Origin of the sequence: Mycobacterium sp., from assembly GCF_049281135.1 — a bacterium.
Taxonomy (GTDB): Bacteria; Actinomycetota; Actinomycetes; order Mycobacteriales; family Mycobacteriaceae; genus Mycobacterium.
Genome location: NZ_JBAPRN010000059.1, coordinates 1 through 8,856, shown reverse-complemented (window position 1 = coordinate 8,856; position 8,856 = coordinate 1). Strand labels below are relative to the sequence as shown.

General features: G+C 64.3%; 9 protein-coding genes. 4 read left to right on the top strand and 5 right to left on the bottom strand.

Annotated features, from left to right (window positions below):
• Nucleotides 1-39: 39 nt before the first annotated feature.
• On the bottom strand, nucleotides 40-1,278 hold the full coding sequence (locus WAN02_RS02480; protein ID WP_422262527.1) for an MBL fold metallo-hydrolase: 1,239 nt from the start codon (nucleotides 1,276-1,278) through the stop codon (nucleotides 40-42).
• 14 nt (nucleotides 1,279-1,292) lie between these two features.
• The gene (locus WAN02_RS02475) at nucleotides 1,293-2,564 is read right to left on the bottom strand and encodes a sulfotransferase family protein (protein WP_422262525.1); all 1,272 of its coding nucleotides are present in this window, start codon (nucleotides 2,562-2,564) and stop codon (nucleotides 1,293-1,295) included.
• Between the two features lie 148 nt (nucleotides 2,565-2,712).
• Here WAN02_RS02475 and WAN02_RS02470 point away from each other — a divergent pair, with 148 nt between their 5' ends.
• Complete coding sequence (locus tag WAN02_RS02470; protein WP_422262524.1) at nucleotides 2,713-3,279, top strand: hemerythrin domain-containing protein; 567 nt, start codon at nucleotides 2,713-2,715, stop codon at nucleotides 3,277-3,279.
• 12 nt (nucleotides 3,280-3,291) lie between these two features.
• On the opposite strand, the gene WAN02_RS02465 is transcribed toward WAN02_RS02470, so the two are convergent.
• Nucleotides 3,292-4,923, bottom strand: coding sequence for a glutamate--tRNA ligase (locus tag WAN02_RS02465; protein WP_422262522.1), 1,632 nt, complete (start codon nucleotides 4,921-4,923; stop codon nucleotides 3,292-3,294).
• 102 nt (nucleotides 4,924-5,025) lie between these two features.
• Between WAN02_RS02465 and WAN02_RS02460 the strand changes: the two genes are divergently transcribed.
• Nucleotides 5,026-6,489: a protein adenylyltransferase SelO gene (locus WAN02_RS02460; RefSeq protein ID WP_422262520.1), complete on the top strand. Its 1,464-nt coding sequence runs from the start codon at nucleotides 5,026-5,028 to the stop codon at nucleotides 6,487-6,489.
• Here the strand turns inward: WAN02_RS02460 and WAN02_RS02455 are convergent.
• The gene (locus tag WAN02_RS02455; protein WP_422262518.1) at nucleotides 6,465-6,923 is read right to left on the bottom strand and encodes a DUF5994 family protein; all 459 of its coding nucleotides are present in this window, start codon (nucleotides 6,921-6,923) and stop codon (nucleotides 6,465-6,467) included. The two genes, WAN02_RS02460 and WAN02_RS02455, sit on opposite strands and share 25 nt — an antisense overlap.
• Nucleotides 6,924-7,181: 258 nt before the next feature.
• On the opposite strand from WAN02_RS02455, the gene WAN02_RS02450 reads away from it, so the two are divergent.
• Nucleotides 7,182-7,415: a hypothetical protein gene (locus tag WAN02_RS02450; protein WP_422262516.1), complete on the top strand. Its 234-nt coding sequence runs from the start codon at nucleotides 7,182-7,184 to the stop codon at nucleotides 7,413-7,415.
• A 35-nt stretch (nucleotides 7,416-7,450) separates the two neighbouring features.
• Here WAN02_RS02450 and WAN02_RS02445 read toward each other — a convergent pair whose 3' ends face one another.
• Nucleotides 7,451-8,302: an oxidoreductase gene (locus tag WAN02_RS02445; protein ID WP_422262514.1), complete on the bottom strand. Its 852-nt coding sequence runs from the start codon at nucleotides 8,300-8,302 to the stop codon at nucleotides 7,451-7,453.
• A 91-nt stretch (nucleotides 8,303-8,393) separates the two neighbouring features.
• On the opposite strand from WAN02_RS02445, the gene WAN02_RS02440 reads away from it, so the two are divergent.
• The coding region (locus tag WAN02_RS02440) for a TetR/AcrR family transcriptional regulator (RefSeq protein WP_422262512.1) at nucleotides 8,394-8,856 on the top strand (463 nt) is incomplete at its 3' end.

The window sequence follows — 8,856 nt, the reverse complement described above, 5'->3', positions numbered from 1 at the left end:
ACACCGTGGTCCCAGTGAAGTCGAAGCTGACCTGCGCGGTCATCCGTTCCTCGCTATTTGTTCGGTGATCCAGGCTCGTTCCCAGAAGTTCGCGCTGTCGCTCAACAGATTTTCGTGGGCCTGCTTCAACAGGTCGCGCGCTCCCGGATGATCGTGGGCCACCAGCTCGGCCAGGTGGATGGCGTGCAGCGGACGTCCCGCGGCCAAATGCTCGCGTGCCCGCCGCAGGAGCGCGTCGGCGCCGGCCAGCTCGACGACATCGGCGGCCACTTCGTCGAATGCAACCGGGTAGAGCTCGGTGGTGGAGCGGTGGTGAAACCAGCCGGAGTAGTTCTCCCAGATGGCCCGCACGTCCCACGCGACCTTTCCGTAGCCTTGGCCTACTTCGTATTCCGGTGGCACGGTGATTTCGCGCATCAGAGTCCGAACATCCTTGCCGGCGTTCATGCCTGCCACCGTCTGGTCGTGAATGTACTGGATGGCGTCGCGTAGCCGGGTCAGCTCGGCGCGGATGCGTTCGGCGCCGGCGATCGGCGCGAAGTGACCGGTCACCAGTAGTTCGGGTTGTAGCTCACGGACCCGCTCGACCGATGCGATCGCGGTGAGCGCGTCTCGATACCGGTCGCCGCGCATCGTGACGAGGTTGGGAATGTGCCCGAAGATCGGGCCGAAAGTGTTCCCGCACAGACATATCCGTTCGTCGGGTAGCCACAGCACCAGCGAGTCGTTGGTCTCCCCGCCCGGCACCGCGATCAGGTCCATCCGGCGACCGCCGATGTTCAGCGTGAGGGTGTCGTCGAAGTCAAGGTCCACGACCGGGACGCTCTGTCCCGGCAAGCGCTTGGTGCCCAGTCGACGTTGGATAGCCTGAATGCCGGTCGACAGGGTGTTTTTGAACGCGAATGCACTGCGGTTGGCCCGGTACGGGATCAGCCGCTCGTTGTCATCACGCCACAATGTCCAGTTCGCCTGTGCGACAACCGTTGTGTCGGGATCGCGGACGCTGTCCAGGCCGCCGACGTGATCGACGTGGCCTTGGGTGAAAATGATGTATCGCACCGGCGAGGAGTCGACGGCGTCGAAGTTGGCCCGGTGCACCGGGCCTTCGAAGCCCATGCCGGTGTTGACGATGACCCGGCCTTCATCGGTGGTCAACAAGTAGGAATTCGACAGACCCGGTGAGCACCACAGCCCGGGGGCGATCTCCTCGGCCTGGTCCGCGGACGCCGGGGCCAGGCCGTCCGCGCCCGGCCGGCTGCGATAGATGGGTTCGAACATCGTTGTGGACTCCTTCATTCGGGCCGGACGTCGAACCGGTCGAAGTAAAAGTCGAACCGCTGCCGCAACTCGTCGGGCGAGATCCCGAAGTGCCGTCGCAGGTCATAGCGGATGCTGCCGTGTTTACCGCGTGGATTGCCGTCCAGGTACTGCTGGAAACGTCCACGCACCTTCGGCGTCAATTCGACTCCGCCGCAACGATAAATCTGGTCGAGCAATGGCATCTCATTGCCGTTGAGGTGGTGGAAGCTGATGTCGACGCTGCGCTCGGACGGTATCAGCTCGCGATCGCGCACGCAGGCACCGAGTAGTCGGTGTACGCGGTCGCTCCAGTAGTCCAGCAGCCAGCCCGGCTCGATGCTTCTGCGGCGCAATCGATCCGAGTAGGCCATCATCGTGATCGTCGACTGGATGACCGCGACCGGATCGCGGTGGGTGAACGCGACTGTCGCGTCAGGGAAGGTCGCGATCAGCGGTCCGAGTTGCTCGCAGTGCTGTGGGCTTTTGAGGATCCAGGTTCGCGGGCCACGCAGGAACGTCAACGCCTGCAGAACCTTCTTCATGTAGGCATAGTGCCGATTCTGATCGAGGCGCAGGTAGTAATCGCGCCAATCTGGAACGCGCGCATGCCATTCCAGAACGTAGCCGGCCAGATCCAAGTCGAGCAGCTCGACCTCTTCCTCGATCGCTTCGGGGAACCGATCGTGCATGGCCGCTACCACCGGGGCACTGGCCATCAACGCATCATGCTCGGCCTTCGCCCGCGCGTAGCGGGGATCGACCCCGAAGATGTCGGGGCCGTCGCCGGCCGCGGGGATCGGATCCTGGCTTTCCCAGTACGGCAGCGCCCGTCGGCGCGGATCGGCGGCGATGAGGTTCACCAGATGCGTGGTCCCCGACCGCGGCATACCGACGACGATGAACGGCTTCTCGATCGGAATCGACTCGATTTCGGGATACCGCTTGATGAGCTCGGTCAGCGACAGCCGGTTGCGCATCAGACGAACGATTCGCTGCCGTAACGACGAGCGGGTGAGCTGGGTCAGGCCCTGGTCGGTTTCGATCGCGGCGACGTGCGCGGCCAGCCGATCGCGGAAACCGTCGGTGTCGGCGAGATCGTCGCCCACCCGGGCCTGATCGATGGCCTCGGCGAGCATCCGGTCGATGTCGAATTCGACGGGCCTGGCCTCGGTGAACTCGAGAATCTGGCGCTGGACGTCGGTCAGCCGGGGCGACGTCAGGTCGTCGAAGTCGATCTCAGTGACGTCGCGGTCCGCTGAAACCACAGGCCGCCTCCTCGACTTGATGCCGAATGCAGACTAGCGCCCAGTGCCGCGGCGTTTAGTCGCATCCTGGCGGGGTACGCCAAGTCCAACCGGGCCGCCCAGCCAACTGCCCGCATTCGCCGAATTTTCGAACACCGGAGGTATGGGCATGTCCGAGATGATCATCCAATCGCCCGACGACGTGATCGCGTTCCTGAAAGCTCAGCACAACCTCATCGAGGACATGTTCGACCAGGTGCTGCTCGCGGCGGACCCGAAGGCCCGCGAGAAGCCATTTGTGCACTTGCGCCAATTGCTCGCCGTGCACGAGACGGCCGAGGAGATGGTGGTACACCCCCGGGTGCGCCGCGAGGTGGATGCCATCGACTCGATTGTGGATGCTCGGCTCGAAGAGGAGCACGAGGCAAAAGAGCTGTTGTCGGGGATCGAGAAGCTCGATATCACCTCACAGCAGTTCATCGATGAGCTCACCAAGCTGCGGGATGCGGTGTTGGACCACGCTCAGCATGAGGAGACCTACGAATTCCCCAAGTTGCAAAAGGAACTCGACGCCGACGAGCTCAAGCGGCTGACAGCAGCCGTACGGGCAGCTGAAGCCATCGCCCCAACCCGTCCGCACGCCGGGGTGGAATCACCGATGTTGAATTTTGCCGTCGGACCGTTTGCGTCAATGGTGGATCGCGTTCGCGACCTGATCGAGCATGGCCGCGGCTGACCAAACGCAGGTTTACGTCAGCGAACTGATCCGCCGGATTACTTCGTCGCGGCCCAGGGTGCGCGCGATCTGGAACAGGTCAGGGCTCTTGGTCGACCCGGTCAGACCGACTCTGATCAACTGCGATGCCTCCCGGATCGAGCCCGGATAGGCATCGGGATTCTTCTTGTAGTCCTTCGCATTAGCGGCAAAGCCGAACTTGTCGGCCAAGTCCCTGATCTGCTGGAACCACTGCACCGGGTCGTCGAGATCTTGATAGGTCACGATGAAGTCCCCCGCGAACGACCGAACCAGGTCGGGCGACAATCCGAGTTGCGCGTCGTCGGCGGCCACCGGCGTGAACAGCTCGGCGAAGAAGAAGCCGTAGGCGCCGCGAAAGTCTGACCATTTGCGCAGGTCTTTGCGCGGGTTGACGACCCCGTCGCGCTCGACCGCCAATGCGGCCAGTGTCTGGTCCGGGTGCGCCTCGATCACGCGATGCAGCTCGGGATCGAACTCCGCCGCCCACGCCGTAACGGCCGCATAGATTTCCGGCCCACTCAGCGTCGCAATGTGGTCGGCACTGATGTCTTCCAGCTTCACCAGATCGACCAGCGGGCCGGCGCCTCCGCACTCGGCCAGTGAGATCGGCGCGGCGAGCGCGTCGGGCAGCGGGATTTCGGCCAGACGTCCGTTGGCCAGACCGCGTAGGTAGTAGAGCACCGCGTCGGCGGGATAACCCGAACTGATGTAGAAGTCGACGTCGGCTTCGGGGTCTTTGCGTTTGGACAGTTTTCGTTTGCCGCCCGGGATCTGCTTCATCAGCAGCGCGATGTGGGCGTAGGTGGGCGGCTGGAATCCCAGTGCCTCGAACAGTTGCAGATGCAAGGCCGTCGACGACAACCACTCCTCGCCCCGGATCACCAGGTTGCACCGCATCAGGTGATCGTCGACAGCATGCGCGAAGTGGTAGGTCGGCAGTTGCACGGCCGCAGACGATTTGAGGATGACCACGTCGTTGTAGTTGTCCTCCATCGACAGCTCGCCGCGGATCGCGTCGGTGAAGGAGGACCGCCCGCCGGTGCGCCCGGGCGACCGGAAACGCACGACGTACGGCGTCCCCTTTTCCAACTGCTCACGGACGGCCGCGACATCGGCGTCACGCCAGATCGCCCACTCGCCGTAGTAGCCAGTCGGACGCTTGAGTTGTTGCTGGCGCGTACGCATCTCGGTGAGCTGCTCGGAGGTGGCAAAGCATAGATATGCCTTCCCGGCCCGTAACATCTCGCGCGCGAAACTCAGATAGATCGTCGCCCGCTCCGACTGGCGGTACGGCCCGTACTCGCCGCCGCCAACCCCCTCGTCGGGAATGACCCGAAAGTAGGCGAAGGCACGATCGAACTGTTCATGCGCGCCCGCCACTTCCCGCGATTGGTCGGTGTCCTCGATTCGCACGAAGTAGCGGCCACTGGTTTGGTGCGCGACGGCGCGGTCGATCATCGCCGTGTAGATGCCGCCGAGGTGAATGAAGCCGGTCGGCGACGGAGCCAACCGAGTCACCTCAGCACCGTCAGGCAGCTCACGGGGTGGATAGCGCTGTTCCCACACGCCCGGTTCGGGCAGATCGGCGGGAAAGAGGTCATCGACCTCGTGCGGCTCCAACATTCCGGTGAGGGCTCCTATCGGGACGGTTTGCCTGGTCGATGTTAGTCACGCTGGTCGCGGCGGGACACAGCTCACCGCCGGTACCCTCCGTAGGCTGACTGGGTGAGCGTCGCACCGGAGACCACCGTTGCTCTACAAGACCGCTTCGCCAGCGACCTGCCGGAGATGGCTGTCAGCTGGCAGGCGCAGACGTTTCCCGACCTGCGGCTGCTGGCCTTCAATACACCGTTGGCCGGCCAGCTGGGTCTCGACGCCGCCTGGCTGACAAGTCCGGACGGGTTGCGTTTTCTGGTCGGCAATCTGATTCCCAGCGGCGCCGCACCGGTCGCCCAGGCCTACGCGGGACACCAGTTCGGCGGATACGTCCCGCAGTTGGGCGACGGGCGCGCGCTGCTGCTGGGCGAGCTTTCCGACGGTGATGGGCGTCTCCGCGACATTCATCTGAAAGGGTCGGGAGCCACGCCGTTCGCCCGAGGCGGCGACGGCCTGGCGGCGGTCGGTCCGATGCTGCGCGAATACATCGTGAGCGAGGCGATGCACGCGCTGGGTGTTCCCACCACGCGATCCCTGGCTGTCGTGGCGACGGGACGCCCGGTGCAGCGCGAGACACCGCTGCCCGGTGCCGTGCTCACTCGCGTCGCGGCCAGCCACCTGCGGGTGGGCAGTTTCCAATACGCCGCCGCGACCGGCAACCTCGACCTGCTGCGGCGCTTGGCGGAACATGCGATCGCCCGCCACTATCCCGGCGTAGCGATGCTCGACAACCCCTACCTCGGGCTGTTCGAAGCGGTGGCCGCGGTTCAGGCATCGTTGGTGGCCCAGTGGATGCTGATCGGCTTCGTCCACGGCGTGATGAACACCGACAACATGACGATTTCCGGCGAGACGATCGACTACGGGCCGTGCGCCTTCATGGAGGCCTACAACCCCGACACGGTGTTCAGCTCGATCGACCATTGGGGCCGATACGCCTACGACAACCAGCCCGCCATCGCGGGATGGAACCTCGCCCGGTTCGGCGAGGCCCTGCTGCCGCTTCTGGCGGACACGGTGGACGAGGGCATCGCGCTCGCGGAGAACGCGTTCGATGTTTTCCGCGGCCAGTACGACGCCACGTGGACGAACGGGATGCGGGACAAACTCGGTCTCTCCGCGGACAACGACGCCGCGACGGTCATGTCGTTGGTCGAAGACCTGCTCGCGCTGCTGAGTGAGAGCCGCGTCGACTACACCTCGTTCTTCCGCGGGCTGAGCCACGCGGCGCGCGGCGACGCCGAGCGCACCCGCGGATTGTTCATCAACCTGGCCGGCATCGACGGATGGATCTCGCGCTGGCGCGCGCTTACTCCGGATGCGGCATTGATGGATCGAACCAACCCGATGTACATCCCGCGCAACCACCTCGTCGAGGAGGCGTTGACCGCTGCAACGGCCGGAGAGCTGGATCCCTTCCAGCAGCTGCTGATTGCCGTCACCGCCCCCTACGACGAGCGACCGGGCTTGGAGCGTTACGCCGCCCGTGCGCCGGAAGGTTTCGGCGACTACCGGACGTTCTGCGGCACCTGAGCTGGCAGATTGGCCGCGCGCTGGGTCATCGCGGCCTGCAGGATCGAGCCGGCGGTCACGAATGCGGGTTTGTCGCGGTCGGCGGGAAGGACGGGCAGGCTGGCGGCGCGCCGCAGCACCATCAGGGCAAGGCCGCTGTACGTCGTATACGGGATGATCAACAGGTTGACCCGCGCCTTCTCGCCACTGATGGTCATCACGTGCTGGGGTTTGTGTTCCCACCCCGGCCAATTGAAGTCGGGCGGTCGCTGAAGGTGCGGCCAGTTGACGTTGATCGAGGTGATGTCTCCGAGCAAGGGGGTCAGGGCCGCGATGAGGCCGGGTAATTCGACGGTCATCCGATCAACGCGCGGCCACCATGCCCCGTCGATGTCCCCGCCCAAATGGCTGGCAACCGCCAGCCGAATGGGATTCGCAGAGCGCCAGTCGCTCATCTCGCGACAACTCGGTTTGCGGTAAAGGTGTTGCTGGTCAAGGGAATTCCTTCACGGCTGGCGTCGCAAGCCCGCTGGCGCAGGAAAGCGGAGGAATCCCATTGCCCGCGAGTGCCATCCGCACGCGTCCCGGCAGATCACCGCCGGCAACAAAACGGCTCACCTGCAACGTTACGCCACCGACGCCCGGTTTGGTAACTCAGGTGTTTCATTACGTCCGCTTACGCGTAGAGTGGTGACGATACCCAGGGGGACGTAGTGGCCACACAAAACTGGTGCGACGCACCCGAGATTCATCCATCGAAGATCCGCGTCGGTGACATCATCGGAACGCTGCGCGAAACCAACTTGCGCTACACCGTCAAGATGGTCAGCGTCCCTCACTCGGCTCCCCGCAAGTGGACGTTCTTCGGCCGCGACGCCAATGGCATGGACTACGCAAACGTGTTTGGCGAAGACGATCTAGTCCGCCGGTACGGCAAAGAAAAGTGAAATTGGTTGGCGGCCATTAGCTTTTTCGTCGGTCATCAGCGCACGTTCTGCGGAACCTGACTCGGCTTCGGCGCCGCGGTCAGTTTGTTCGCCTTGCGAATCCCCTTGTCCAGCACCGCTGCCGGCGCGAACTTCTTCAGAACCGTTAGCTGGCGCGCCAGCGGCCCGGCCGGATAGCGCAACTTCGGCGTGCGACTGGTCGCTGCTTGCAGTACGACACGCGCCACCACGGCGGGGTCGTCTCCGGCGCTCACCGCCTTGCGCAGGCCGGCTTTGACGTGTTCGCGCAGAGGCGCATAGCTCTCGATCGGCGAGTCGGCGTCGGCGGCGTTGGCCTCGAACGAGGTGCTGGTGTAGCCGGGTTCGACCACCGATACCCGCACACCGAACTCGCGGGTCTCGTGATCCAGGGATTCTGAATAGCCTTCGACCGCGTGCTTGGAGGCCGCGTATAGCGCGCCGTACGGCGCCGGAAGGAACCCCAGCACCGAACCGACGTTGATGATCCGACCACTGCCCTGGGCCCGCAGATGCGGCAGCACCTCACGCGTCAGCCGGATCAATCCGAAGAAGTTGGTGTCGAAGAGTTCCTGAGCCTGAGCGATCGAGCTCTCCTCCGCGGCGCCGAACACACCGACTCCGGCGTTGTTGACCAGGATGTCGATCCGGCCCGCCCGCTGGATGACGGTCGAAACAGCAGCGGCGACCGACTCGGGGTCGGTGACGTCCAGCGGCAGCAACTCCACACCCGCGATCGGCTCGGTGCGTTGCGGGTTGCGGCTGGTGCCGAAAACCTCGAAGCCCTTCGCGGTAAAGGCTCTGGCGATGGCCTGACCGATTCCTGACGAGGTGCCGGTAACCAGCACTACGGGCGGTCGCTGTGTCATGTCTACTCCTAGTAAACCGATTGGTGTACCTCTGTGGTCGCGACGCTACACCACTTGACGGTTGATGTAAACCGGTCGGTATACTCCCGGTATGAGCAAACAGGCTGTGGCAAACAAGGGTGGCCGTGGCGCGCGTCAGCGCATCCTGGACACTGCCGCCGAATTGTTCTACCGCGACGGCATCAACGCCACCGGCGTCGAGCGACTCGCGGCCGAATCATCGGTCTCTAAACGCACTCTCTACCAGCACTTTCCAAGCAAGACCGCGGTAGTGGAGGAATATCTGCGCAGCATCGAGCAACGCGTCAACCGGCTGTCGACCGGCACCAGCGATCAAACGCCGCGCCAGCGCCTGCTGGCCGTCTTCGACAGCCCGACGGCTCCCACCTCGACGCTACGCGGCTGCCCCTTCCACAACGCGGCCGTAGAGGCCGCCGGAACCATGCCGGGCGTTCACGAGATTGTCCGCGTATCCAAGGAAAGCTTCGCCGACGCACTCACCGAACTGGCCGGCCAGGCGGGCACCGCGGACCCGCGACAATTGGGCCATCAGC

What these genes read in the sequence shown, in the direction of transcription:
- WAN02_RS02470 (WP_422262524.1), top strand. Translation starts at nt 2,713, where the DNA reads ATGTCCGAGATGATCATCCAATCGCCCGACGACGTGATCGCGTTCCTG.
- WAN02_RS02445 (WP_422262514.1), bottom strand. Translation starts at nt 8,302, where the DNA reads ATGACACAGCGACCGCCCGTAGTGCTGGTTACCGGCACCTCGTCAGGA.
- WAN02_RS02480 (WP_422262527.1), bottom strand. Translation starts at nt 1,278, where the DNA reads ATGTTCGAACCCATCTATCGCAGCCGGCCGGGCGCGGACGGCCTGGCC.
- WAN02_RS02465 (WP_422262522.1), bottom strand. Translation starts at nt 4,923, where the DNA reads ATGTTGGAGCCGCACGAGGTCGATGACCTCTTTCCCGCCGATCTGCCC.
- WAN02_RS02455 (WP_422262518.1), bottom strand. Translation starts at nt 6,923, where the DNA reads ATGAGCGACTGGCGCTCTGCGAATCCCATTCGGCTGGCGGTTGCCAGC.